This is a genomic window from Maribacter halichondriae, from assembly GCF_027474825.1.
In the GTDB taxonomy this organism is placed as follows: Bacteria; Bacteroidota; Bacteroidia; order Flavobacteriales; family Flavobacteriaceae; genus Meishania; species Meishania halichondriae.
Window position 1 is genome coordinate 3,306,459 of the sequence record NZ_CP107030.1, and the last position, 26,334, is coordinate 3,332,792.

Consider the following 26,334-nt stretch of genomic DNA (forward strand, 5'->3'; position numbering starts at 1 on the left):
TTTGAAAAAGGTCGGTACCTAATTATAAGAATCCGTTATTTTTGCCATAAACTAGACGTAATGGGTTCATCCAATAGCGAAAGATATAGTCAAAGGGGTGTTTCGGCTTCTAAGGAAGACGTTCACAATGCCATAAAGAATATCGACAAAGGGCTGTTTCCAAAAGCTTTTGCAAAATTGTTCCCGACTATTTGACGAACGATGAAGATTATTGCTTGGTGATGCATGCCGATGGTGCGGGTACAAAGTCTTCCTTGGCCTATATGTATTGGAAAGAAACGGGCGATATTTCCGTTTGGAAAGGCATTGCCCAAGACGCATTGATCATGAATATTGATGATCTGATCTGTGTCGGTGCTACCGATAATATTATGTTGTCCTCTACAATTGGTCGAAATAAGAATCTGATTCCCGGTGAAGTTATTTCAGCCATTATCAATGGTACCGAAGAACTGATAGCCGATCTTAAGGAACATGGAATGACTATTCATTCGACGGGCGGCGAGACCGCCGATGTAGGGGATTTGGTACGCACCATTATCGTCGATTCTACAGTTACTGCACGGTTGAAGCGTAGCGAAGTAATCGATAATTCGAATATTAAGGCGGGAGACGTAATCATTGGTTTGGCATCTTTTGGACAAGCTACCTATGAAAAGGAATACAACGGCGGTATGGGAAGCAATGGCCTGACTTCGGCCCGGCACGATGTGTTTTCAAAATATTTGGCGGAGAAATACCCTGAAAGTTATGATGCGGCGGTTCCTGATGAGCTGGTATATTCCGGTAAGGTCAAATTGACCGATGCAATTCCCGAATCCCCGTTAGATGCTGGTAAACTGGTGCTCTCCCCTACAAGGACCTATGCGCCGATAATAAAGAAAATCCTTGAAAAATACGGTTCCAAAGATATTCATGGCATGATACATTGTAGTGGCGGTGCACAGACCAAAATTCTACACTTTATAGATAATTTACATGTCGTAAAAGACAGCCTTTTTCCTATTCCTCCGCTCTTTAAATTGATCCAACAACAATCCGGTACAGATTGGAAAGAAATGTACCAGGTCTTTAACTGCGGTCATCGTTTGGAACTTTACGTCGATAAGGCCATTTCACAAGATATTATGGCTATTTCCGAAAGCTTTGGGGTGTCTGCCCAAGAAATTGGTAGGGTAGAGGAGAGCCCCATTAAAAAATTGACCATAAAGAGCACCTACGGAACCTTTGCCTATTAGGCATACGATAACGCCGATTACCACGTTTTCTATACTAAATAAGCTTGTTATGGAAAGAAAACAGTTTCTCAGAACCCTGGGTGCCGGGGCCGCCTTTGCGTTGACCTTTCCCTGTGTACAGGGGTGCTCTAAGGATGATGAAGGTGGTGGAAATACGCCCGTACCTACCGGAGTAGATTTTACCATTGATTTAAATGCTGCAGAAGCAGCACCATTGGCGAACAACGGCGGTTTTGTCTTGAAAAACCTAATCGTGGTGGTCAAAAATTTAGATGGTAATTTTATAGCTGCCAGCCAAGTCTGTAGTCATGAACAATACGATCAGGTTCGTTTTGTCAACAACAATAGTGAAACATTCTTTTATTGTGATGTTCACGGGTCTGAATTTGAACTTGACGGCACGCCTATTAATCAAGTCGATAGTAAAACTCCGAAACCCCTTAAAATTTTCAATACCGAACTTACGGGCGATGTGCTGCGTATTTTTGAGTAAATTGTAACGGAATTTAGCTCCAGTTCCCTATGCAAAAGAAAACTTGTACGAACTTATTTTACAGGCCTTTTTTTGGCTGTTCCGTTACTATTGGACGGAAGTTTTTTTTTATAAGTTTCACTAGTTTTTCAGGTATATCTGTTTCGGAGTATAATTTTATTGAAATTTTACTTTTAAACGGTTTCGAAAAGTGCGCATAATTCTTCCCCTACTTTTTGGCTTTCTTATGTTTATGGGTACTGCCCAAGAACGTAAGTACGTGACGGTCAAAAAGACCGTAAAACTCATGGGAAGTGATTTCGACATTACCGTGGTCGCCCCAAATGAAGAATTGGGCTATATCAACATTGATGAAGCCACTGCCGAGATCAGTCGTATCGAAAAAATGATATCCTCTTGGGACTCGCAATCAGAAACTTCGCTAATCAACAAAAATGCTGGCATTAAACCAGTAAAAGTGAGTTACGAACTTTACAATCTTATCGAACGGGCCATTCAGTACTCCGAAATTACCTATGGTGCATTTGATATTACTTTTGCTTCAATGGACCAAGTTTGGAAATTTGACGGTACGATGGAGTATGAGCCGACCCATGAGGAAATTAGAAAGTCGATAGCCAAGGTAGGCTACAAAAAAATCATTTTGAACGAAGAGAACCGAACCGTATTTTTAAAGGAAAAAGGAATGCAAATTTCCTTTGGCGGAGTGGGCAAAGGCTTTGCTGCCGATAAAGCCAAAGAACTTTTGACTTCCAAACAGGTGGTCGCGGGAGTTATCAACGCTTCCGGAGATCTAACAACATGGGGTACGAGGGCCAGTGGTGAAAAATGGATGTTAGGAATTGCCAACCCGAAGAATAAAGGAAAAATTTTTACATGGCTTCCTGTGTTGGAATCTTCGGTCGCAACCTCACGAAGTTTTGACCAGTATATAAATTTCAAAGGCAAAAGTACTCCCATATTATCGACCCCAGAACGGGATACCCTACAACTGGAATCAAAAGCGTGCATGTCTTTGCAAAAAGTGCTGAATTTTGTGATGCCCTGGCGACCGCTATTTTTATTATGGGAAAAGATGCAGGTCTCGCACTTGTTAATCAACTTCCGCTTACCGAGGTAATCTTGGTCGACAGTGAAAACAAAATGTTTAAAAGTAGTGGAATACTGTTCGATTAGATGAAAGTTTACCGACCCATTTGCCCAATTTTTATGTCAGTACTTAAATATCCTTCGTTCTCCAGATCCGATTTATTGTTTATTAGTTTGGATCGTCCATTTTTAAGAAAATAAACAGTATCACTTATATCGATAATGTCCCGATAAAAATGATCAGTAATAACAATAACGGAGGTCTGTTTCTTTTCATTGATTATCGATTTGAATGTTTGAACATATAAGGGCGCAATAAAGGAAAAGGGTTCGTCTAGCAAGATTACTTCACGGTTAGAGCACAAAACCAGGTAGGTTTCTACAATACGAAGTTCCCCTGAAGAAAGTTCAGCTACCCGAGCATTGACATATTTTTCGAAAGAATCGAAATACGCTATAAATGTGCTCCAATCGGTTTGGAATAATCTAAATGCCTTGTTTAGTTTCAATTTACCCGGAAGTAATTGATGCTGAGGTAAATAGGCAGCATTGAACGATTGAAAAAGATTTCGTTTTTGATACTTCCCATCCTTCCGAATGTTCTTATATTTTGCCTTGAGGTCTCCGAAGAGAATACGCAACAAACAGGTTTTTCCACTTCCGTTTCTGCCTAGAATTCCTGTTACTTTTCCTGTTTCGGCTTTTAGACTGATTCCATACAGAATCTTTTTTTCTCCGAAACTCAATTCTATGTTGTCGATTTCCAAGATCAAAATAGGTTCAGAATTAGAATGGTGAAGAAGGTCAAAAGGGCATCCCAAAAGAAAGAGACAAGAAATAATTGTATTCTAGAAATCCCGAAGTTTTTATAAAAAATAAATCTTTGCCCCAAACCGACATCCAAATAGAATAGAAACAACAAACCAAAAAGAATTGATTTGATCAAAAGAATTTTTGAAAACATGGCACTTATATCTTCCACTCTAAGAATAGTGTATTGAATCAAGGTGACGACAGTAGAAGCAAAAATAAATTTTCTATAAAATAAGAAGATAAGTTCATAGGTTTTGAAACGGAACAGCGTATGCATCTAATGTCGAGGATATCTTTAAATGTACAAATTTATCGTAAATTCGCACTCCAACCGAGGTACGATAATGATAGACAAACTCAACATTGTAAAGCAGCGTTTCGATGAAGTATCGGATCTGATCATACAGCCCGATGTGATAACGGACCAAAAGCGCTATGTGCAATTGACCAAGGAATATAAAGACCTTAAAGACTTGATGGCCAAGCGTGAGGAATATATTACGCTGACCAATAATATCGAAGAGGCCGAGGCGATTATTTCGGATGGTAGCGATGCCGAAATGCTCGATATGGCCAAAATGCAATTGGATGAGGCCAAAGAGCGCATGCCGATTTTGGAGGAGGAAATAAAGTTTATGCTCATTCCCAAAGACCCGGAAGATGCCAAAGACGTAGTAGTTGAGATCCGGGCGGGAACCGGGGGTGATGAAGCAAGTATTTTTGCAGGTGACCTTTTTCGTATGTACACCAAATATTGCGAATCAAAAGGTTGGAAGACCAATGTCATCGATTTGAGCGAAGGAACCAGCGGTGGATATAAAGAAATTCAGTTCGAAGTCGCCGGAGAAGATGTTTATGGCACCTTGAAATTCGAGGCAGGCGTGCACCGTGTTCAACGTGTTCCACAAACGGAGACCCAAGGTCGGGTACATACAAGTGCTGCGACGGTGATGGTTCTTCCCGAAGCTGAGGATTTTGATGTCCAAATTGACCCGAAAGATGTTCGTATCGACTTTTTCTGTTCTTCCGGTCCGGGCGGTCAATCGGTAAACACGACCTATTCCGCAGTGCGATTGACGCATATTCCAACCGGATTGGTGGCCCAATGCCAGGATCAAAAGTCACAACATAAGAATAAAGAAAAGGCATTCAAGGTACTACGCTCGCGCCTTTACGATATGGAGCTTGCAAAAAAACAGGAAGAGGATGCCGCCAAACGAAATTCGCAAGTAAGTAGTGGAGACCGCTCCGCAAAAATACGCACCTACAATTATCCTCAGGGCAGGGTTACCGATCACCGAATAGGATTGACCTTATATGACTTGCAGAATATTATTGATGGTGACGTACAACGAATTATAGATGAATTGAGTCTTGTGGAGAATACCGAGAAATTACGTGACGCCTCAGAGATTTTTTAATTCTAGATAAAATCGGAAAACTGCCACACCGAGCTCGTCGAAGTGTTGTCGAAGAACGAAATCCAAACCCAGAAAAGTGACCACCCAACAACTAATAGACCAGATCCACAAAAAAAATCCTTTCTCTGTATTGGATTGGATACGGACTTGGAAAAAATTCCGCTCCATCTTTTGGAGGAAGAAGATCCCATCTTCGCTTTTAACAAGGCCATCATAGATGCGACGCACCATCTCTGCGTCGCCTACAAACCTAACATAGCCTTTTATGAGGCTTATGGCATAAAAGGATGGAAATCATTGGAGAGAACCATACAGTACTTGAATAAGAACTATTCTGAGCAATTTACCATCGCCGATGCGAAACGCGGCGATATCGGAAATACTTCAACACGGTATGCCAAGGCATTTTTCGAAGACCTTGAGTTTGATTCGATTACTATAGCCCCTTACATGGGCAAGGATTCCGTAGAACCTTTTTTAGCCTTCGAGGGCAAACACACGATTCTATTGGCATTGACCTCGAACGAGGGAGCCTATGATTTTCAGACTCAAAAAATCGACGGGAAGGAGCTTTATAAAAAGGTACTTGAAACCTCGAAGTCGTACAAAAATTCACAAAATTTGATGTATGTCGTGGGAGCAACGAAGGCGAGCTACTTAGCCGATATTAGAAAAATAGTACCCGAAAGTTTTCTCTTGGTTCCTGGAGTAGGAGCGCAAGGAGGCAATCTACAGGAAGTTTGTCGTTACGGTATGAACCAAAAAATCGGCCTATTGGTCAATTCCTCACGTGGAATCATTTATGCCTCAAATGGAAAAGATTTCGCAGAGGCCGCTACAAGAGAGGCAGGGAAACTACAAGTGCAAATGGCCTCGGAACTTTAGAAGCTGGGTTAGCCCATCATATTCTCCAATACCTTTTTGATCTTCTGGGCTTTTTGCTCAAAAAATTCGACCAATTTGGCATCGGTATAATCCATGTTACTGGCCTTGTCCAAAAAGTTTTGGTATTGATATTCCAAAAGGTGAATGGCGTTTCTGTTGGCAGCGATGGGGGTTACTGATCCTACTTTGCAATATTGATTTTCCATAATCGTATAAATAAGTTCTTCCAAATATACGGGCGAAAACCATTTTTGGACGTGGGATATCGTCATATTTATCTAAAAATCGGTTCTTTTGATGATTTATTAACAAGTATTGGATATTAGATCTGTGGATCTCACAGATTTGTTGTTAAAAATATCCGACCAACTGCATAGTGTATCGAAAGTTTTAATACATTGCGGAGCTTACGGATTTAGATAAGTCAACGAGAACACTTTGCTAAATTACACGACACATTTACATTCAAATTCCACCAGCTGGGTAACTTTCGTACATGGTGCGGGGGGTAGTTCGTCCATTTGGTACAAGCAAGTGCGTGAGTTCAAACAACACTTCAATATACTCTTATTAGACCTTCGGGGGCATGGGGATTCGAAGCCCAGCCTTATCGATACCTTTGATGAAAAATATGACTTTGATAAGATAACAAATGATATCGTAGAAGTTATTGATCATTTGAAGATTGAAAAATCACATTTTGTTGGAATATCATTGGGTACTGTACTTATTCGAAACTTGGCCGAGAAGTTTCCCCAACGTGTGGAAAGTATGGTCATGGGTGGTGCCATCATGAGGCTAGACCTACGGTTTAGAATCCTTATGGTTTTTGGAAGTCTTTTTAAATCGTTGGTACCTTACATTTGGCTATACCGAATGTTTACGTTTGCTATCATGCCCGATAGAAATCATAAGGAATCAAGATCGTTATTTGTGCGCGAGGCCAAAAAATTATACCAGAAAGAGTTTATACGCTGGTTCAAATTGGGTTCTCAGATAAGTCCGTTGCTTCGTTTTTTAGATCGGTAGATCTTAAGATTCCGACCTTGTACGTAATGGGTGGCGAAGATTATCTTTTTCTTCCATCGGTAAAAAAGATGGTAAAAAAGAGTGCTACCTCTAGCCTTCTTTTGATAGAACATTGCGGTCATGTTGTGAATGTGGAACAGCCCAAACTGTTCAATGATATGGTCATTGGCTATCTTTCTCAGGAATAGTCTTTAATAGCTACATTACTTTTTAAAAAATTATATCATGAGACCTTTTGTTCTTGTCTTTTTTTTGATAACCGTTTGTTTCGATTTAAATGCGCAGACGGATACCTGCGCCTGCTGTAGTGAAGATCACACGGCTTTCGATTTTTGGATAGGGGAGTGGGAAGTAACCAATCCCGACGGTACACTGGGAGGAAAAAACAACATCGACAAAATACAGGATGGATGTATACTTCGTGAAAACTGGACAGGTGCCAGCGGAAATACCGGAACCAGTACTAATTTTTACAACCTTAAAACGAAGCAATGGGAACAGCTATGGGTTGATAATTCAGGAACTCACATTAAGTTAAAAGGAAATCGAATTGGCAATCAAATGATCCTTTCTTCCGATGAGTTCACACATACCGATGGGAAAATATATACCAACAGGATCACTTGGACACTGAACGACGACGGAAGCGTTCGACAACTTTGGGAACTCTTGCAAAAAGAGAAAGTGGTAAATATCGCCTTTGATGGATTGTATAGGAAAATCGAATAAGCGAGTGCATCGACCTTATTATTCAACCAAAAGGCCACTGCTATGCAGTGGCCTTTTGGTTGAATAAACCATTATTAATGACTGTTTAAAGAATATCTCCGAGACAATAATCCAAAAGCTCGACACCTGCACTTGGCGAGGGCCCAAGATCAAGAATTTCAGTCCCGTTTGCAGAAGTTACCTGAAAAGTAACCTCTTCATCAAAGGCACCTGAGGTGAAAACAATTGACATTACTTCAGTTCCAATAGGTACATCTAGGGTAAAAGACCCTGAGAAACCATCGTCAAATGTAAAAGTCGTCGCTGTACCATCCAAGGTGATTACCAGAGCTGCATCGTTCAAACCATCACCAAATGAATCTTGCATTTCAATACTCCAAGAGCCAGCAGTTGGTGGAGTAGGTGGGCAGACAACTGGAGAAACATAGGCAAAGGGCGAGCTAAAAAAAGACCCACCGGTTACCGTACCATTAGCATTGTTAGTATAGGTTCTTCCATTTGTCAAATTCGCCTCGAGTCTATAATTAAAAGTATCCCCTCCATCAATATTATCAAAATCCACTCCCGTGGCTGCTATGGCCTCGGCATAAGAGTATGAAATATCACCTCTGGGAAATCCGAAAGGTCCGATATTAGAAAAATTCGCCGCGGAGAATGTGCCAATTTCAGTCTCGGCCGTACTGAAGTCAGTGCCTCCATCCTCTACGGTAGTATCTACAAATGATACAAAGACCTTAACGTCTGACAGCAAGGCACCATTTTCTTTGTCCTGTACCTCAAGGGTTACGCCCCAAACAGAACTTGTATCCGAGATATTGTAATTATCTCCGAGACTTGCGACAGTTCGCAATACCAATCCTCGATCGGTTTCCTCGAAAACATCATCGATTAATTTAGTTTCGCTACAAGACCAGGCTAAACTACCTAGTATGAGCGACGTCATATATATCTTTATTTTCTTCATGATTTTTAGTTTATCGTTCATACTTCATTAGTTGGATAGCGGAAACCCGGTGGCAGGATTTGTATCCCAAAAACTTGTACCGTCTGATCCGTTTTCTGAGTAATATTCGGGTTACTGGTCACCGCCTGGTTCGGATAATACATAGAACGGATATAAGCCCCTGGATCCGGTTCTCTATTAGGTTGTAATGTGCTCGGGTACCCTGTTCTTCTATAAAAATTATAGGTCTCGATTCCATTTCCGTAATGGCTTATCATATATTGCTCTCCTAAAATATCCCATTGAGCTGTTGCACCGGCAGCATTGTAGGCTGAAATTTCACCTGCGATGAAACTGTCAATTTCTGTCTGGGTGGGTGCAAAAGATAAGTCCGCCGCCGGATCGTTTGCCACAAAACTAGTTGCTTTGGCAATTTGTTTGGTCAACGCACTTTCCAATGCCGTTGCGGCGGCACCGGTATTACCTGCTACCATCGCCATTTCAGCAATCCAAAAATCAACCATAAATGCATCGAGAATGGGCGTGATTCCTAAACCACCAGCTCCGAAGGAGTTTGGGTCATTGGCCTGTGCAATGGCGGATACACTATTGTCATCAAAACGCCCGCCCGCCGGATAAACTCCAAAAGTGGTCTTGAGCAATCCGTCCGGTGGTCCGCCTTCATCATCCCCTGAATCACGGCCCCAGTAGCCGTTGGGAAGTGCACAGAATGTGAATCCGCCACTAACATAATGGGCCGGAGGTGTTTGTAAGGAACAGGTCAGCAATTCTTCATCCGGTGGAAAGCCGTCTTGTCCTGGTACATCGAATGTCTGACGATAAAAATAATATCGAATTCTGGGATCGCCACCGGTATCCATTTCATTGATCATCCAGTTTGACATATAATCGCCTGCACCTGCCGAAGCATAATTCAAACCATATCTTGGGTGTCTAGTATCGGGTTGCGAAGCACTTGTGCCTGTCCAAGTCCAATCAAAATCATCCGCAGTATCTTGGATATAATTTCCGGATGCGACTATGGCATTGAAACTTGCTTCTGCAGAAGAATCTACCAAACGTCTCTGCAGGTAGATTTTCATTTTTAAGGTGTTCGCGGCTCTTACCCATTTGCTGTAATCATTCCCATAAAAATAATCGGTAGGAGGTAGCGCCGAGGCACTATTGGTAAAATTCACGATTGCCTGATCAAGAAGACCCAATGCGGCATCGTAGATTGAAGCTCCACTGTCCAATGCAGGGTTAAGAATCTCAGGAGCCTGTACTGCTTCCGAGTAGGGAACATCTCCAAAAAAGTCCACCAAGGTTACCATAGTGTATGCTTCAATAAACTGGGCGATACCCAAATGTCTTGTAAGCCCGTTTTCCTCCGCGGCCGGCGTCATGGTTCGAATATCGAACAGTACACCTCGGTACGCATTGTCCCATTCATCATCGGTATCGATATCTTGATACCCACCGCGATAATCACGACTTCCGAAAGGCATTAAACGAGTAAGTTCCATTCCAAGAATCGAAAGGCCATCACCGTTCACATTACCACCCGTCTGGAAATTATCCTGGGGGTCGCCCGTGGCATCTCCTTCAATGGTTCTGGCAAAATCTTCTTGAATGGAGTTCAAAAAGAAATCGGGACTCGCCTGTACCGGGGTCAAAAAGTTTGGATCTTCTGTAATGTCAAGTTCTTTTGACTCGCATGAGATGAACGCGAGCGAACCTGTCAAAAAGGAGATTGCTAAGTATTTATGTATATTTTTCATTTTTTGACTTTTTTTAATCTTAGAATGTTGCTTTTACACTTAAACCATATCTTCTTGAACTCGGGCCATTAAGAAAATCAAATCCGAATCCGTTACCGACACCTGTACCTGATGTGTTCGGATCAAAATTTGCTCCGTCAGGGGTATTGATGGCGTCGTACCAGAGGTTGAAACCTGATACTGTAAAAGACAGACTTCCAAATGGTGTTCTATCCAAGAATTGCTTTGGCAACGAATAACCCAATGAGAGCTCTTGAAGACGTATTACGGTAGCATCATAGACCTGTAGCTCACTTGGCCCAAAAAGAATGTTATTGAAAAAGTAATCCGAGTTGTTGATCTGCACATCGTTCGGAGTGCCATCGGACTGCTTCACCCCATTGAGAACAAAGGTGTTCTCCCTATCTAGGGTCTCTACGATCAGTCCTCTACCCAATAGGGTTGCGATGGTACTTGAGTAAATATCTCCACCTTGGGTCCAGTTGAATTGAAAGCCTAGGGTAAAATTCTTGTACGAAAAGCTGTTGTTCAAGTTGGTCACAAAATCAGGATTCGGATCCCCGATAACCCCATCTTGTGAATCTTGAACATAATCACCTGCCGAATTCGTAACCAGATTTCCACTGGCATCACGCAGTATTCTACTTCCATAGATGACTCCAAGAGGTTGACCTTTGATGGCCGCATTACCTAAGTTTCCAAAACCTGAATAGACGATAAGATCGGTATCATTACCAAGGTCGGTCACTTCGGTTTCTATCATACTGAAATTAATATTGGTGTTCCAGTTGAACCCATCACCCTCATGCTCGACCAATCGAAGACCCAAATCCAATTCTAGACCTTGCCCCTTAATCTCACCAACGTTGGTGGTGGTCCTGAAATATCCTGAGGATGGATCTAAGGGTTGTGTGACGATAAGATCGGTAGTCGTTCTTTCATAGACCGAGGCATCCAACGTAATCTTTCCGTTCCACCATCTGGATTCTATTCCCAATTCAATTTCCGAGACTTGCTCAGGTTTCAGATCCGGATTTCCTAAAGTCAATCCAGTGGTGTTAGTTACAATATTTCTACCGGTGTTATCCTGAAAATCCTGTGTATCCAAAGACAGCCTAGAAGCAACGGGATACGAATCGGAATTCTGATCAGGGAAACCTGCAGAAGTACCGTATCCTCCCCGAATCTTAAGATAATTAAGAATGTTTTCACTTTTAAGTCCCTGGAACACCGTGGTCGGCACAAACGAAAGACTCGCACTTGGGTAAAATAAAGATCGGTTCGCTTTCGATAGATTGGATACCCAATCATTTCTACCTGCGACGGTCAAATAGAGAAATGAGTCATAGTCAAATTCGACCTGTCCATAAAGACCTACTACATTTCTTTCTGCACTACTTTGAATCTCGTTGTTGTTAAGAAAGTTAAAGTGCCTTAAAACGCCGAAGACCTGTTGTCCGTCGCTTGAGGTACCTCCGCTTTGAAAAACCTCTCTTCTTCCGTTGGCTCCAATATTAAAGGTAGCCCCGATTTTTTCAGTTATGTCGTAATCACCATTGAGCGCTAGATTGTGATCCCAAATGGTATTTGTATTGTTCCACGTTTCGTAAACACCGCTCTGTAATCGTATATCGTTACTATTGCTATTGACCCCTCCTTTATTTTGATAGTTGAGGTTGTTTTCACTATAGACGTCAAGACCTACTCGATACGATACGTTCAGATTTTCATTGAATCCGTACACTAGACCTAGATTACCAAAGGTTCTGTTGGTCTCTTGTTGCGTGCCTGCGTTGTTCACCGTCCACAATGGATGCTGTATCGAGTTGTTTTGTCGATAATATACACTACCTCCGGTAAGCGGGTCTTGAAAGGGTAGGCCCGCAACATCTACCGAACGAGGGGTGAAATATAGGTCACCGAATACAGAGGAACCGCTACCCGTCGCACCGTTACCTTGACTTAAGGCGACAGGAGGTGATATAAATTTGGTCCGGGCATAATTAATTGTACCACTTACGGTAAACTTATTACTAAGTTCGGCCCTACCGCCGATACCGAAGTTGTTTCTGTTCAGACCGTTGCCTGGTGTAAAGCCCTGATCTTTTAAATAGCCATAATTCGCGTTGTAGGATATTTTGCCATCGTCCGATGCCCCTGCAAGGTTAACGGATGCATTTGCTACCGTACCTGTTTTAAAAAAGTTTCCGAAGTTATCATAGGGTTGCCATTTATAACGTTGGCCTTGAAACTCTGGAAATGCCGCTTGAATGGCCGAAGTAGATGTTGAATATGGGTGGGCCAATGTACCGTTTGCATCAAACGATGCGCTGTTTCCCCAGCCCGAAATCCCTTCTTGATCAAAACTTGGTCCCCAGTTACTGAAGAACCAGCCAAATGCTTGATCAAAACCATTTCCGTATTGATTCTGGTAATCCGGCGTAGAGGCAATCTCATTGAAGAACAATGATGAAGTCGCCGTAATTTCGGTTTTCTTGATACCAGAACCACCGGCACCTGCCTTGGTCGTAATCAGTATTACCCCATTTCTACCCAATGAACCATATAATGTGGAGGCGGCAAGACCTTTTAGTACGTTTACACTTTCTATACTATTGGGGTCTAGATCCAAGAACCTGCTCGAACCGTTGTTACCATTGATAAAGTCTTGACGGCTGCCTTGACGGCCCGAGGGGTTAGTATCACCATTAAAGGGAACACCATCAACAATGAAGAGCGGTTGGTTACTTTGGCTAAATGAGTTGAAACCTCGGATAATAATGTTTGTGCCTGAACCTGAAAGTCCACTTTGTTGCGTAATATTTACTCCGGAAGCCTTGCCCATAAGTACTCGGCCCAAATCTCCTTCGGCCTTTTCTTCCAACTGCTCTGAACTTACTTCGGCAACGGCATAACCGAGGGCCTGTTTTTCCCTTTTAATACCTAGTGCGGTGACGATAACTTCCTCCAATGCCTGTGCATCTTCTTCCATTTGAATGTTGATCACATTTGAAGCACCTATGTCGCGTGAAATATTTTTCATTCCGATATAACTGAATACCAGAGTTTGTCCGACCTCGCCAGAAATCTCATAATTTCCATCGAAATCGGATTGCGTTCCCGTCGTAGTGCCCTGCACAAGGATGTTCGCCCCAGGAAGCGGTTGACCATCTTGATCGGTCACGTTACCGGTAATGGTTTTTTCTTGTGCGAATGCCCATGAAATTCCGAGTAGGAATAGCATACACAACCAATTGCTTTTTTTCTGCATACCTAAAAATTTAAATTAATTTGAGTTAGATAGTAAAATGCGGCCCTGGATAACAATATTGATAGCTAATTCAAATAATTACCCTAAAAAGTGAGACAAGAATATCTTTAGTTAGGTGTAAGTTTCCAGAGCCGCTTTACTTGTTTAATTAGTCATTAAGGCCAAAGTAACAGCCTCTTAACATAGTTTTGGGAACTTCTTATAAACCTTTACTCTACCGACAAAAGCTTACCCATGGTTTACTTATGAAGGTCTAGATGCCAAGTCGACCCCAAACCGAATTGGTGCATATTTTAAAGAATGGCGAAGCCATGCAATCATTTAGAAATAAGAAAGCAAGAAATGCTCCTTCATAAAGATTCATGTATGAGGAAAAATAATGACGAACCCAAGATGGGTATGCTTTTGTTTTGACCAAAAAGGGAATAAAAATCAAAGGATATATAAAAGGGAAAGATGTAAAATGCAGCCCTGAAAAGTTTTGATGACTAATTCAAATACACGCTCCAAAGAATGAAAGGAAGTAGATTTCTAAGAGAGTAACCCACAGGGCCGCTTTTACATTTTGATTGATGAAATATCAAGGTAAAAATTTTAGATCTTTAATATGGAAGTTCTTATAAACGTTTCCATTTCCGATAAAAATTTACGGCTTACTTACCTTACCTGCTGTGTTCTCATGACAAATTTTTGAAATTCGCTCGGAGTCTGTTGCGTAGCTTTCTTAAAGGCTTTGTTGAAGGTTACCTTATTATTATAGCCTACCTCATAGGCAACATCTATGATATTGAGATTTTTATACGAATCATTGTATAGAATTTCTTTTGCTTCTTGAATTCGATAGACATTTATGAGCTCATGAAAACTTACTTTAAAATGCTCATTGATGACCTGTGAAGCATTGTGACGAGTGGTATTGAGCAGATCTGCTAGACGTTCTAGGTTTATATGACTTTCCTTATAAATCTTTTCTTCGTCAAAAAGCTGGACTAACTGTTCCTTTAATTCCATGGATAGGCTTGGGGTCAGACCCGACTTTTCATATTTAAAGGGAATTCGGTTATCAAATGTATATAGACCATCAAAAACATTGGGCTGCACGTAGGCCGAATATCCTATATAGAGGACCATGAGCGACATGCAGACTATCTGGCTATGATAGATTATTCCTGAAGAGAGGTGATTGACAACAAGCACGCCATAAATCGCATAGGCAATGATGTACAGAAAATGCAGCCTATAAATATTTCGTTGCCATAACTTATTTGTTTCGGATATACTTTGATTTGACTTTGTCTTCAAGTATAATCTCCTAATGAAATACCCGTACACCAATAGTGAGATAATTTTTAAAGCCACCACGATTAACATATCATTGGAATCGCCCGGATTATAACCTTCGCTTGCCCTACTTAACATGATGTTTAGTTTTTCCTCTCCAGATAAACCATAAACAGGTATGATATAGATTAGTATGAGTACCGTTGGAATGAGGTGTAAAAGGTCTATTTTTTTGAATTTATACTGTTCAGTAATCCTTTTTAGATAAAAATAGAGTAGTGGGCCGTACAAGAACGAAAATAGTGTAGACATCAAGTAGGTATGGGGGTACTCGAATTGATAATTTGTGATGTTAAAGCAAATATTGAGTATGAAAAACGAATGGATGAATATAAAGACGCTTATCAAAATTCTTGATACCGTATCAATCTTTTTATTGAAGTTGATGACTATTGCGATAAAAAAACCAATAAAGGAAACATAGAGATATATAAAAGACCAAACATCAAAGCCTGGCTCATATTTATCGGCAAGATTTACAAATTCCTCAGATGTTCGAATGGTATCAAAGCCTTCGTTTTGAATTAAAGATGTCTTAAAATCATTTATGAGAAAAGACTCAAGGTGCTTTGTAGCTTCTTTGGGATGAGATAATGCGGCATGGCCGAGCGCTATTTTTTTTAAGACCAATGACTTTTCGGTCACTTCCAAATTAAGCAACGCCTTTTCATAAATTGGTAGTGCCCTTGAATACTCTTTTGATCGAATAGACTGTCCGCTTCGATTAAGTCGGCTTTCGATATATTATTGTGCCCGAATAGTGTTTCCTTTGAGAAATCATAGGGAAAAATGGCATAAACATTCTGAAAAAAAACGAGGGACAGGAAAAACAGGAGTGCTAGCTGTCTCATTTAGATGATGATTGATGATTGATTGATGATTGATGAACATGTATAAACTAGTCATGTTGAAATTAGGAAATAATTAAGATTTTTCTCTTAAAGAAACCTTAAAACAGGTAAGCCCCGATAATAGTTTACCTTTGATAATAGTGTTGAAATCACCTTAAAATCAATATTTTGGAGAGTAATATAGGGTAGGGCACTTTTTTTTGATAAAAAAAAATTCTGTTTGTATAGAGAATGAAATCAATAAAAAACCGGTGCTCCCACCGGTTTTTAACTAACTAACTCAAAAAATTACTAACTCAAATAATTCAGTACAAAAGTCTTTTAAAAGTGCTATCGAGAGGTTATGTTACATTTCGTAAATCGTTATCGAAACCCTTTAAATTTTTAACGGAAAAGTAGCGGCTTTAGTATGGCCTAAAGGAATTTTTTTGCAATTAATCTTGCTCGCCGAAAACCTTACGCAGAAGATCGGTAGTTCTTGATGATACCTTGGTGCGTATTTCCTTCTCTTCTACGGCGATCATTGTATAGACGCCCTTAAGTGCTTCTTGTGTGACATAGTCCGTCAAATCCGGATTCACATTATTGGTCAAGGGTATACTATTGTACTTATTTATAAGGTTGTTCCAGATTTTATCGGCACCTACTTTTTTGAACGAATCTTCGATTACCGGGCTGAATTTTGCATACAATGCGGTTTGTGTTCTTCCTTCTAAATATTGCGTAGCGGCATTATCATTGCCCATTAAAATATTTCGCGCATCGTTGAAATTGATGCCTTTTACGGCATCCACAAAAATAGGGGTCGCTTCACTCACGGCATCTTCTGCTGCACGGTTCAGTACTTTTAAGCCTTCATCGGCCAAGTTGCCTAGACCGATATCACGAAGTGTTTTATCTACTTTTTGAAGTTCTTCGGGCAAAAGTATTTTTACTAGTTCGTTTTTAAAAAAACCATCGGTCTGGGTAAGCTTGCTAACTTGTTTGTCGATACCCATATCGAGAGCTTCCCGAAGACCGTTCGCGATATCAAGATTGCTTAGCCCTTGGGTCCCTTGGGGCAATTGATTAACTACTTGTTGCAATTCCCCACAGGAAACAAATTGAAATAGGACTATAAAAAGAAGGAGTTTTTTTGTCATTTTATCGGTTTTATCACGGGTGCACAAAGCACATATCATGATTACGAGAAAATAACTGTTTTATTGTTGTAGGCCATGGTTTTTCGCTGCACATGTAACCGCACGGCCCGCGAAAGAACGATTTTTTCCAAATCGCGGCCCTTGGCAATAAAATCGCTAATGGTGTGCGCGTGTGAAACTGTAGTTACATCTTGTTCGATAATTGGGCCGGCATCCAATTGTTCGGTTACATAGTGACTTGTAGCACCGATAATCTTAACTCCCCTTTTAAAAGCGGCATGGTAAGGTTTTGCGCCGGCGAAGGCCGGAAGAAAAGAATGATGAATATTGATAATTTTATTAGGATATACATCGATTAATCGTTCACTCACAATTTGCATATATCTAGCCAATACAATGAAATCTATTTTATGCTTTTTTAGGAGGTGAAGTTGTTGGCTCTCCGCTTCTTCTTTGGTCGATTTACTAACCGGAATATGATAAAAAGTAATATTGAATTGGTCCGCAATAAAACGCAGATCTTCATGATTGCTAATGATAAAGGGAATTTCAACAGAAAGCTCCCCCGAATTATATCTGCTCAATAAGTCATAAAGACAATGTTTGTATTTTGAAACGAAAACGGCCATTTTAGGTTTTATCGAATCGAGATGTAGACTCCACTCCATTTTATACGGAAGCCCTAGCGATGTGTTGAATTCATCCTCAAATGTATCGATATCTGAGTTTCCTGTCTCAAAATCGCTTTCCAAACGCATGAAAAAGACATTTGCTTCTTTGTCCACATGCTGATCCAAATAGATAATGTTACCGCCTTTATCGTGTATAAAACCCGTAACTGCACTAATAATTCCTGATTGGTCTGGGCAATGGATTAAAATAGTAATTTTCACTTCGGATGGTTTCTAACATCAAAATTAGGATAATTCAAATCGCAAGGACTTTGGCCAATGAATTTTTGTAAAATTCCAACCACAATCGGTTAATCTTTGCGATTTCCGTAAATTGCAGTTCTCAAAATGGTCTTTTATTGCAGATGAAACAAACCAAGCCGTATAATCCAAAACACAAAATTCGAATCGTCACTGCCGCCTCTTTGTTCGATGGCCATGATGCAGCCATCAACATCATGCGCCGGATCATTCAAGCGACAGGGGTAGAGGTCATTCATTTGGGTCATGATCGTAGTGTTTCCGAAGTCGTCGATTGCGCCATTCAAGAGGATGCCAATGCTATCGCAATGACTTCTTATCAGGGAGGACACAACGAGTATTTCAGGTATATGCACGACCTTTTGCAGGAAAGAGGCGCGGGCCACATCAAAATTTTTGGCGGAGGTGGGGGAGTCATTCTTCCTGAAGAAATCCAGGCATTGATGGATTATGGAATTTCCCGAATTTATTCCCCCGACGATGGAAGAAAAATGGGCCTTCAAGGAATGATAAACGATTTGGTGCAACAAAGTGATTTTGAGGTACCTGCTTTGAAACTTCCCAAAGGAAAGGACTTGTCTAAATCTCTGAAAGATAAAGATGTCAATTCCATTGCACGTTTGATCAGCTTGGCAGAAAATAGGCATGATGAGTTTGAAAGCCATTTTTCAACAATAAAAAAAGGCAATAAAAATATCCCCGTAATAGGAATTACGGGTACGGGTGGTGCAGGAAAGTCAAGTTTGGTCGATGAATTGGTCCGGCGTTTTTTGATTGATTTTGCCGATAAAAATATCGGCATCATATCCGTCGATCCATCCAAGCGAAAAACGGGTGGGGCGTTATTAGGGGATCGAATTCGAATGAACGCAATCGATAATGAACGTGTTTATATGCGGTCTCTGGCGACGCGTCAATCGAACTTGGCGTTGTCGAAACATGTCAATGAAGCTGTAAATGTTCTTAAGGCCGCAGAGTTCGATGTCATCATTTTGGAAACCTCTGGCATCGGTCAGTCCGATACCGAAATCATTGAACACAGTGATGTTTCGCTATATGTGATGACCCCTGAATTCGGTGCGGCTACACAATTGGAAAAAATCGACATGCTCGATTTCGCCGATTTGGTGGCCATCAATAAGTTTGACAAGAGAGGTTCGCAAGATGCATTGCGCGATGTGAAAAAGCAATATATGCGCAATCACAATCTCTGGGATATGGATCAAGAAGACCTTCCCGTTTTTGGTACTATAGCCTCACAGTTCAATGACCCGGGAATGAACCGATTATACATTGCGGTAATCGATAAGCTAAATGAAAAAGTCAAAACGGACTGGAAAACTAAATTGGTGATGGATGGAAATCCATCTGAAAAACAGTTTATCATTCCACCTGCACGAACGCGATACCTTTCTGAAATCGTCGAGAACAATCGAGCGTATGATGCAACATTAGAAGCACAGGCCGAAATTGCGCAGCGACTGTACGGCATTTATAAAACCGCTGGGGGTCTGAGAAATTCAAAAGTCGAATTGACCAAGAATGGCATCGAGATTTCAGCATCAGGTAAATCCACTACCAAAGACCATGAAGAGCTGGAAAATCTGTTGCTAAAGGAATTCAATCACCTCAAAATGGATTTGGATCCCCGAAATTGGGAAACTATTTTGCAATGGGAAGCTAAGGTACGATCATTTAAAAATCCCGAATATCTCTTTAAGGTTCGCGGTAAGGAAGTTAAAATAGAAACCCATACCGAGTCGCTTTCACATCTACAGATTCCGAAAGTGGTATTACCAAAGTTCAAAGCTTGGGGCGATATACTTCGCTGGTGTGGGCAAGAGAATGTTCCCGGCGAATTTCCATATACTGCTGGGTTGTACCCCTTTAAGAGAAAAGGAGAAGATCCTACCCGAATGTTTGCCGGTGAGGGTGGCCCGGAACGCACCAACCGCAGGTTTCATTATGTTAGTTTGGAAACAGTTTCAAAACGTTTATCCACTGCTTTTGATTCGGTCACGTTATATGGCAATGATCCAGGGCATCGGCCCGATATCTATGGAAAAATAGGTAATGCGGGTGTTTCTATATGTTGTTTGGACGATGCAAAAAAACTCTATTCGGGCTTTGATCTTTGTGACCCAAAGACTTCGGTAAGTATGACCATAAACGGTCCCGCTCCCATGCTTTTGGGCTTTTTTATGAACGCGGCCATTGATCAGCGTTGTGAAAAATATATCATGGAGCTTGGTTTGGAAAAAGAGGTTGAGGCAAAAATAAAATCTATTTATAAAGGAAAGGGGGTCGCCCGTCCAAAATACCAAGGTAAATTACCCGAAGGGAACAATGGATTGGGTTTGATGCTTTTAGGAGTGACAGGCGACGAGGTGTTGCCCAAGAAAGTATATGACGATCTAAAGCGCAAAACGATTTCCCAGGTTCGGGGTACGGTGCAGGCCGATATTTTAAAAGAAGACCAAGCCCAGAACACTTGTATTTTTTCAACCGAATTTGCGCTACGATTGATGGGTGATGTTCAGGAATATTTTATTCAAAACGAGATTCGCAATTTTTATTCGGTTTCTATTTCGGGCTATCATATTGCCGAGGCGGGTGCGAACCCGATTTCGCAATTGGCGTTTACCTTATCCAACGGTTTCACGTATGTAGAATATTACCTGAGTAGGGGAATGGACATCAATAAGTTCGGTCCGAACCTATCGTTTTTCTTTTCAAACGGAATCGACCCTGAATATGCTGTTATAGGTCGTGTGGCCAGAAAAATATGGGCCAAGGCAATGAAACATAAGTATGGAGCGGACGCCAGGGCACAAATGCTAAAATATCATATTCAGACCTCGGGTCGAAGTTTGCACGCACAGGAAATAGATTTCAACGATATCCGAACGACACTTCAAGCGCTATATGCCATTTACGACAATTGCAATTCATTGCATACCAATGCCTATGACGAGGCGATAACAACACCTACTGAGGAGTCGGTGCGTAGGGCCATGGCCATTCAATTGATCATCAATAAAGAATTGGGCCTGGCCAAAAATGAAAATCCGTTGCAGGGTTCGTTTATCATCGAAGAGCTTACCGACCTGGTTGAAGAAGCGGTTTTAATCGAGTTTGATCGTATAACGGAAAGGGGCGGAGTATTGGGCGCCATGGAAACCATGTACCAACGGTCAAAAATTCAGGAAGAAAGTCTGCACTACGAAACCCTGAAACATTCTGGGGAATACCCCATTATTGGTGTGAATACCTTCTTAAGTTCGAAGGGCTCTACGACCATTTTGCCCGCTGAAGTCATTCGAGCGACGGAAGCTGAGAAAAAAGCTCAGATCGAAACCCTTCAAAATCTCCATTTAAAAAATGGAGAAGTCGCAAAAGAACATTTGAAAAAACTTCAAGAAGTAGCCGTTCGCAATGAAAATATCTTTGAAAGTTTAATGGAAGTTACTAAAGTCTGTTCCCTCGGACAGATTACAAATGCTTTGTTCGAAGTAGGGGGTCAGTACCGAAGAAATATGTGATGAGTCTTGCCAAGTTTTTATATGGCGGAAGGATCGATTTTCCCCAAAGTATCATCGTTGCCATTAATAATGGACTTCCGCCATTCGCGAAACGATTTTCGAAAACTTCTGACATCTTTCCGGAGCAAATTCAAATACTCGATTTCACGAACTCCGTCATGTTCAAGCCCGCGGCAGTACGAATTAATATTGCGGATCATGATATTAATAAAGACGGCACTTTTTAATCGTTCTTTTCGAGATTTTGAATATTCTGCCTGTGCTATTTGTTGTGGAATCAATATGGAATCGGTCAGCAAAGCTTCCGCGATAATATCTCGAAGGCCTTGTGATTTATAAAGTTTTAGCAAATCTTTATTGAAAGTTACATACGAAGCAATCGCTCTGCTGGTCGAGCAGAGTTCCAACGCTTTCCGATAAATCGGCACGGAACTTAAATGATTGTGGGACATGTTTCTTTTCTAGCAATAACGGAACATAAAGTTACGCACGAATCCAGCATTCTATCTTTAGTTTCAAAGGTAAAATTGTATATTTACCTTTGAAAGATAATATTTTAAAGATTTAACTATTGAATACTAAGATAGATGACTTAAACTGGAGGATATTGGAATGTCTTCAAGAAAATGCCCGAGAATCTTTCGCCAATATTGGCCGAAAAATAGGGTTGACACCTCCTGCCGTGGCAGAGCGGGTAAAAAAGATGGAGGATTTGGGAATCCTTCAAGGGTATAAGGCTATGGTATCCCATTCTTTAACGGGACATCAATTAAAAGCGATCATTACCTTACGTGCCTTTATGGGAAAATTAAAATCATTTTTAGAAATGGTACCGTTACTCGATGAGGTTATCAATTGCTATAGAATCACCGGCAACGAAAACATTGTGATGGAAGTGGTCTTAAAAGATCAGTTTCACTTAGAAAAGTTCATAGATAGGTTGATTCAGTATGGCGAAACGAGAACCCATATTATTCTTTCGAATGTGGTTAAGAATGCGCCGATTCGTAAATCCGGTGGTTGATTGGTAATGGTTAAGTAATGCTTAAGTTGATTTGACACAGTCATTTTGATTACTTTTAAGTCAATCAATGTCGGCAACTATGTTAACCACGCTCGAACATGTCGTTACCGCAATAGTCTGTTTGATTACGGCCGTTGTTATTCAACGCATTTACAGAAAGGAACGCAGCACCCATAACGTACCTCAAAACATAAAAGGTATCATGTGGTTCGGCCTAGCTATTTTTATCTGGGGTATCGGGGCGTTGATAAATTTGGTGGTGACCACTTTTTTCGGATTGTCCGTTTCCGATAAACTATTGATTTATATCGGGGTATTAATGTCACTCTTGAATTCCATGTTCATCTTGCTGTCCCTTCCTTCCATTAAATACGAGGGAAGACGGAATATCGTAATACGCTTGGTCGAGAAGTTCTCGGAACGTGAGTTTATTCTCATTTATTCGGGTGTCATGGCTATGCTGGGTTTTGTATTTGTTGTAGCTTCATATATGGGCAACGGTATCGATAATTCCTTTATTTGGCTCATCGATATTCCCGTTTCCGTAGTGGTAGCCTTTGCATTATTGAACGCCCTTAATAAGGCCTTTAGTATGCGAAAAATGCGGTTCATGTATCTACCAAGTTTTGTACTCTTTATACTTATCGTCATTGCGGTAACACATCGAATTTTTCCTCTGGATATGCAAAAACCACTCAGTCAAGAATCTTGGGCACTCTTGGGCACGATTACCGGTATTTCCTTTAAGTTTTTATTTATACTCCTGTTTTCCATTTTGTTGTACAGTTGGAAGTTCCTCTCGGAAAAAGAAGAAAAACAATCACTGCTTGAGGCCACCTTGCTGGAGCGGGACAAACTTCAAAAAAGAATCTACAATTGGGCATTGCCAATGAAAGTCATTTGGATACCATAGGAAGATTGAAGGAAGAGTTGGATGCCTTAAAGACAGCAACTAAAATCGAACTTTCCGAAAGACAGAAAGAAGTTCTTGCCAATCTTGAGTGTTGGGGAGAAAAAAAATCATACGCAGAAATTGCCGAGGCGATGCATATTAGTGCCGATGGTTTTCAGGCCCATATCCATCAAATTAAAAAGGTGCTCAATATAAGCGGGGCCGATGGCAAAAGTCTTTTAATGGCATATTCTAAAAGTAATGGTCTTAAAAAATATGCTACTTTAAATGAAGAAACTTCATAGAACATGTAGCGCTACTTAATCAAGCCATTACGCAATTTAGATTATTTTTTCACCCATAGTTAACCTTTTCGGGTACCAATGATATTTCCAATTTAGCCCTAAAGCAAATTTAGGCTATGAGGATTAAAAAGGGTCTTTGGGTATTTTTCTTTCTTGTCACGTCACCTATTTTTTCGCAAAACACGGACGAAATCATCAATCAAAAATTCGAACAGGCTACGGGCTGGTTTGTCAATGCCATCTTTGCGGAAATACCCATCACTGATGTGGTGGGGCTTCCATGGGTGCTGTTGGTCTTACTTTTCGGAGCCGGATACTTCACCATTTATTTTAAGGGGATTAACCTAAGAAGTTTTGGAACCGCCATCAAAATCGTAAAAGGGGATTATGATGGTTTGGAAGGAAAGCTACCCACAGAGGTTTCCAATTTCAACGACACGGAACAAATCGATAATCCTGATACCATACGAATCGAGGGGAACGATGGCGAGGTCACCCACTTTCAAGCATTGACGGCGGCCTTATCAGCTACGGTAGGTTTGGGCAACATTGCAGGGGTCGCCATTGCATTGTCCATTGGCGGTCCAGGCGCCACATTTTGGATGATTTTTGTCGGATTATTGGGTATGGCCTCCAAATTTGTAGAATGCACCCTTGGCGTGGCCTATCGAGAAATTGACGAAAACGGAACGGTCTATGGCGGTCCGATGTACTACCTAACCAAGGGTCTTAAAGAGCGCGGTCTTGCCAAACTGGGTAAAGTTTTGGCCGTTATTTTCGCAATCATGTGTATCGGAGGATCTTTTGGTGGAGGGAATATGTTTCAGGTAAATCAGGCGTTTCAGCTTTTCGAACATGTAACTGGAGGTGAAACTAGTTTCATTTATGGTAGAGGTTGGCTATTTGGTTTGATCATGGCAATTTGTGTGGCTATTGTTATTATTGGGGGTATAAAAAAATTGCAAAGGTTACCGACAAGATCGTTCCGGCGATGGTGATACTTTATGTGCTGGCGGTCATTGGTATTTTAGCGATTAATTATCAGACGATACCCGCGGCTTTTGCAGCAATCTTGAACGGTGCCTTTTCTCCGGAAGGGATTACCGGTGGATTTATCGGAGTTTTGATACAGGGTTTCAAGAGAGCGGCTTTTTCCAATGAGGCCGGCATCGGTTCAGCTTCGATCGCACATTCGGCGGTAAAGACAAAATATCCCGCAAGTGAGGGATTGGTGGCCCTACTCGAACCTTTTATCGATACGGTCGTAGTATGCACCATGACGGCATTGGTACTCATTATCACAGGGCAAATTCAAGTTGGCGTTGAAATTTCGGATGCCCAAGGTGTCGTCTTGACTTCGAATGCATTGGCCAGCGGAGTTTCTTGGTTTCCATATCTATTGGCCTTGGCGGTAGTGCTCTTTGCTTTTTCCTCTATGATTTCATGGTCTTATTATGGGTATCAGGCATGGTCCTTTTTGTTCGGAAGGGGTAAAGTCATGGAGTATCTCTACAAATCGATTTTCTGTCTTTTTGTGGTAATAGGTGGTGCGGCGGGACTCGATTCCGTTACCGATTTTTCCGACGCCATGATTTTTGCCATGCTCGTACCGAATATGATTGGTTTGTTCATCCTTTTGCCAAAAGTAAAGGATGAATTGATAGCGTATAGATCGGCTATTCGAAAGACATCATAAAACGACCCGAATATTTGTCCATAAGCGATTTAATCGTTTATTTTATTGAATGGAATGGGATAAATGGAATGAGTATCTTCAAATAGCCGTAGACAAGGCCGTGTTCTATTTGCCGAGGATTATTTTGGCCGGTGTCATTCTTTGGATAGGTTTCAAAATAGTCAAGAAGTTGGTTCAGATGGTCGGGGCCGCACTTCAAAAAACAGGTTTTTCGGAAACCTTACGGCCTTTTCTATCTTCAACGATAAGTATAATTTTAAAAGGGGCGGTTCTTTTTGTCATCGCTTCGATTCTTGGTGCCGACCTCACAGGATTGGTCGCCATACTTGCCGCCGCGGGTTTTGCCATCGGCATGGCCTTGCAAGGAAGTCTGGGCAATTTCGCTTCCGGAATTTTGATACTCTCGCTGAAGCCCTATAAGATTGGTGATTGGATTCAATTGGATGATAAGTTCGGGCGCGTCGAAGAAATCGGAATTTTCAGTACCGATGTGCTCACACCAGGTAATAAAATATTGATTATTCCGAATTCAAAGGTCACCGATAACGTGGTAACCAATTATTCAGAAAAGGGGATGATCCGTTTGGAGCTTATGGTAACCATGCCCTATGCAGAAAGTTTCCCCAAGGTCAAATCCATCATTCTAGAGGCACTGAGTGGTATTCCTAAAATCATGAAAGAGCCGGCCACTGAAATCGGAATCAATAACTTTGATTCCCATAGTATTGAATTATTGGTACGCCCTTATGTGCTTCCCGATGATTTTTGGGAAGTTACCTTTGCCGCCAATTCCGCTATTAAAAAAGCCTTTAGCCAACATGAAATCAAGGTAGCCTATTCCGAAGGAATAGAAATCGGTGCGATAGGTGAATAAAATATTGACTTGCCAAAAAAATACGTAATACTTTGGGTATGTT

18 protein-coding genes and 5 pseudogenes are annotated in these 26,334 nt (G+C 41.2%); 14 read left to right on the top strand and 9 right to left on the bottom strand.

The window, feature by feature from the left end; genetic code table 11:
• Positions 1-60: 60 nt before the first annotated feature.
• The 4 genes and pseudogenes from N8A86_RS15340 to N8A86_RS22135 all read left to right on the top strand — a co-directional run bounded on the left by N8A86_RS15340 (position 61) and on the right by N8A86_RS22135 (position 2,907).
• Positions 61-1,238 (top strand): annotated as a pseudogene (locus N8A86_RS15340) (AIR synthase related protein).
• Positions 1,239-1,287: 49 nt separating this feature from the next.
• The gene (locus N8A86_RS15345) at positions 1,288-1,731 is read left to right on the top strand and encodes a QcrA and Rieske domain-containing protein (protein ID WP_273566195.1); all 444 of its coding nucleotides are present in this window, start codon (positions 1,288-1,290) and stop codon (positions 1,729-1,731) included.
• A gap of 286 nt (positions 1,732-2,017) precedes the next feature.
• Positions 2,018-2,608, top strand: a pseudogene (locus tag N8A86_RS21680) (FAD:protein FMN transferase); the annotation flags it as partial.
• 119 nt (positions 2,609-2,727) lie between these two features.
• Positions 2,728-2,907 carry an FAD:protein FMN transferase gene (locus N8A86_RS22135; RefSeq protein WP_337251808.1) on the top strand — a complete coding sequence of 60 codons (180 nt, stop codon included), beginning with the start codon at positions 2,728-2,730 and terminating at the stop codon, positions 2,905-2,907.
• Positions 2,908-2,915: 8 nt separating this feature from the next.
• Here N8A86_RS22135 and N8A86_RS15355 read toward each other — a convergent pair whose 3' ends face one another.
• On the bottom strand, positions 2,916-3,587 hold the full coding sequence (locus N8A86_RS15355; RefSeq protein WP_273566196.1) for an ATP-binding cassette domain-containing protein: 672 nt from the start codon (positions 3,585-3,587) through the stop codon (positions 2,916-2,918).
• Positions 3,588-3,977: 390 nt separating this feature from the next.
• On the opposite strand from N8A86_RS15355, the gene prfA reads away from it, so the two are divergent.
• On the top strand, positions 3,978-5,054 hold the full coding sequence (gene prfA / locus N8A86_RS15360) for a peptide chain release factor 1 (RefSeq protein ID WP_273566197.1): 1,077 nt from the start codon (positions 3,978-3,980) through the stop codon (positions 5,052-5,054).
• Positions 5,055-5,130: 76 nt separating this feature from the next.
• A pseudogene (gene pyrF, locus N8A86_RS15365) lies at positions 5,131-5,939 on the top strand (orotidine-5'-phosphate decarboxylase).
• 8 nt (positions 5,940-5,947) lie between these two features.
• Here the strand turns inward: pyrF and N8A86_RS15370 are convergent.
• A complete protein-coding gene (locus tag N8A86_RS15370) occupies positions 5,948-6,211 on the bottom strand; it encodes a hypothetical protein (protein ID WP_273566198.1) in 264 nt (87 codons plus the stop codon).
• Between the two features lie 166 nt (positions 6,212-6,377).
• On the opposite strand from N8A86_RS15370, the pseudogene N8A86_RS15375 reads away from it, so the two are divergent.
• A pseudogene (locus N8A86_RS15375) lies at positions 6,378-7,156 on the top strand (alpha/beta fold hydrolase).
• 37 nt (positions 7,157-7,193) lie between these two features.
• Positions 7,194-7,697: a hypothetical protein gene (locus N8A86_RS15380; protein ID WP_273566199.1), complete on the top strand. Its 504-nt coding sequence runs from the start codon at positions 7,194-7,196 to the stop codon at positions 7,695-7,697.
• 85 nt (positions 7,698-7,782) lie between these two features.
• On the opposite strand, the gene N8A86_RS15385 is transcribed toward N8A86_RS15380, so the two are convergent.
• From N8A86_RS15385 to purU, 6 genes are all read right to left on the bottom strand, one after another.
• On the bottom strand, positions 7,783-8,682 hold the full coding sequence (locus N8A86_RS15385) for a hypothetical protein (RefSeq protein WP_273566200.1): 900 nt from the start codon (positions 8,680-8,682) through the stop codon (positions 7,783-7,785).
• A complete protein-coding gene (locus N8A86_RS15390; protein ID WP_273566201.1) occupies positions 8,679-10,421 on the bottom strand; it encodes a SusD/RagB family nutrient-binding outer membrane lipoprotein in 1,743 nt (580 codons plus the stop codon). The genes N8A86_RS15385 and N8A86_RS15390 overlap by 4 nt, the downstream gene beginning before the upstream one ends.
• A gap of 19 nt (positions 10,422-10,440) precedes the next feature.
• Positions 10,441-13,692, bottom strand: a complete 3,252-nt coding sequence (locus N8A86_RS15395; RefSeq protein WP_273566202.1) for a SusC/RagA family TonB-linked outer membrane protein — start codon at positions 13,690-13,692, stop codon at positions 10,441-10,443.
• A 657-nt stretch (positions 13,693-14,349) separates the two neighbouring features.
• Positions 14,350-15,693 (bottom strand): helix-turn-helix domain-containing protein, encoded by a 1,344-nt coding sequence (locus tag N8A86_RS15400; protein WP_273566203.1) that lies wholly within the window; start codon positions 15,691-15,693, stop codon positions 14,350-14,352.
• A gap of 625 nt (positions 15,694-16,318) precedes the next feature.
• Complete coding sequence (locus tag N8A86_RS15405) at positions 16,319-17,026, bottom strand: DUF4197 domain-containing protein (protein ID WP_273566204.1); 708 nt, start codon at positions 17,024-17,026, stop codon at positions 16,319-16,321.
• Between the two features lie 41 nt (positions 17,027-17,067).
• Positions 17,068-17,919, bottom strand: a complete 852-nt coding sequence (gene purU, locus N8A86_RS15410; protein WP_273566205.1) for a formyltetrahydrofolate deformylase — start codon at positions 17,917-17,919, stop codon at positions 17,068-17,070.
• 143 nt (positions 17,920-18,062) lie between these two features.
• Between purU and N8A86_RS15415 the strand changes: the two genes are divergently transcribed.
• The gene (locus tag N8A86_RS15415) at positions 18,063-21,500 is read left to right on the top strand and encodes a methylmalonyl-CoA mutase family protein (protein ID WP_273566206.1); all 3,438 of its coding nucleotides are present in this window, start codon (positions 18,063-18,065) and stop codon (positions 21,498-21,500) included.
• A 17-nt stretch (positions 21,501-21,517) separates the two neighbouring features.
• Here N8A86_RS15415 and N8A86_RS15420 read toward each other — a convergent pair whose 3' ends face one another.
• Positions 21,518-21,952, bottom strand: coding sequence for a hypothetical protein (locus N8A86_RS15420; protein WP_273566207.1), 435 nt, complete (start codon positions 21,950-21,952; stop codon positions 21,518-21,520).
• Positions 21,953-22,071: 119 nt separating this feature from the next.
• Here N8A86_RS15420 and N8A86_RS15425 point away from each other — a divergent pair, with 119 nt between their 5' ends.
• The 5 genes and pseudogenes from N8A86_RS15425 (at position 22,072) to N8A86_RS15445 (ending at position 26,291) form a co-directional block, all read left to right on the top strand.
• The gene (locus tag N8A86_RS15425) at positions 22,072-22,524 is read left to right on the top strand and encodes an Lrp/AsnC family transcriptional regulator (protein ID WP_273566208.1); all 453 of its coding nucleotides are present in this window, start codon (positions 22,072-22,074) and stop codon (positions 22,522-22,524) included.
• Positions 22,525-22,603: 79 nt separating this feature from the next.
• Complete coding sequence (locus tag N8A86_RS15430; protein WP_273566209.1) at positions 22,604-23,437, top strand: hypothetical protein; 834 nt, start codon at positions 22,604-22,606, stop codon at positions 23,435-23,437.
• On the top strand, positions 23,401-23,721 hold the full coding sequence (locus N8A86_RS15435) for a helix-turn-helix domain-containing protein (protein ID WP_273566210.1): 321 nt from the start codon (positions 23,401-23,403) through the stop codon (positions 23,719-23,721). The genes N8A86_RS15430 and N8A86_RS15435 overlap by 37 nt, the downstream gene beginning before the upstream one ends.
• A gap of 116 nt (positions 23,722-23,837) precedes the next feature.
• Positions 23,838-25,417: pseudogene (locus N8A86_RS15440) on the top strand (alanine/glycine:cation symporter family protein).
• 49 nt (positions 25,418-25,466) lie between these two features.
• Positions 25,467-26,291: a mechanosensitive ion channel family protein gene (locus N8A86_RS15445; protein WP_273566211.1), complete on the top strand. Its 825-nt coding sequence runs from the start codon at positions 25,467-25,469 to the stop codon at positions 26,289-26,291.
• Positions 26,292-26,334: the final 43 nt, after the last annotated feature.

What these genes read in the sequence shown, in the direction of transcription:
- N8A86_RS15345 (WP_273566195.1), top strand. Translation starts at nt 1,288, where the DNA reads ATGGAAAGAAAACAGTTTCTCAGAACCCTGGGTGCCGGGGCCGCCTTT.
- prfA (WP_273566197.1), top strand. Translation starts at nt 3,978, where the DNA reads ATGATAGACAAACTCAACATTGTAAAGCAGCGTTTCGATGAAGTATCG.
- N8A86_RS15370 (WP_273566198.1), bottom strand. Translation starts at nt 6,211, where the DNA reads ATGACGATATCCCACGTCCAAAAATGGTTTTCGCCCGTATATTTGGAA.
- N8A86_RS15380 (WP_273566199.1), top strand. Translation starts at nt 7,194, where the DNA reads ATGAGACCTTTTGTTCTTGTCTTTTTTTTGATAACCGTTTGTTTCGAT.
- N8A86_RS15385 (WP_273566200.1), bottom strand. Translation starts at nt 8,682, where the DNA reads ATGAACGATAAACTAAAAATCATGAAGAAAATAAAGATATATATGACG.
- N8A86_RS15390 (WP_273566201.1), bottom strand. Translation starts at nt 10,421, where the DNA reads ATGAAAAATATACATAAATACTTAGCAATCTCCTTTTTGACAGGTTCG.
- N8A86_RS15395 (WP_273566202.1), bottom strand. Translation starts at nt 13,692, where the DNA reads ATGCAGAAAAAAAGCAATTGGTTGTGTATGCTATTCCTACTCGGAATT.
- N8A86_RS15405 (WP_273566204.1), bottom strand. Translation starts at nt 17,026, where the DNA reads ATGACAAAAAAACTCCTTCTTTTTATAGTCCTATTTCAATTTGTTTCC.
- N8A86_RS15415 (WP_273566206.1), top strand. Translation starts at nt 18,063, where the DNA reads ATGAAACAAACCAAGCCGTATAATCCAAAACACAAAATTCGAATCGTC.
- N8A86_RS15420 (WP_273566207.1), bottom strand. Translation starts at nt 21,952, where the DNA reads ATGTCCCACAATCATTTAAGTTCCGTGCCGATTTATCGGAAAGCGTTG.
- N8A86_RS15430 (WP_273566209.1), top strand. Translation starts at nt 22,604, where the DNA reads ATGTTAACCACGCTCGAACATGTCGTTACCGCAATAGTCTGTTTGATT.
- N8A86_RS15445 (WP_273566211.1), top strand. Translation starts at nt 25,467, where the DNA reads ATGGAATGGGATAAATGGAATGAGTATCTTCAAATAGCCGTAGACAAG.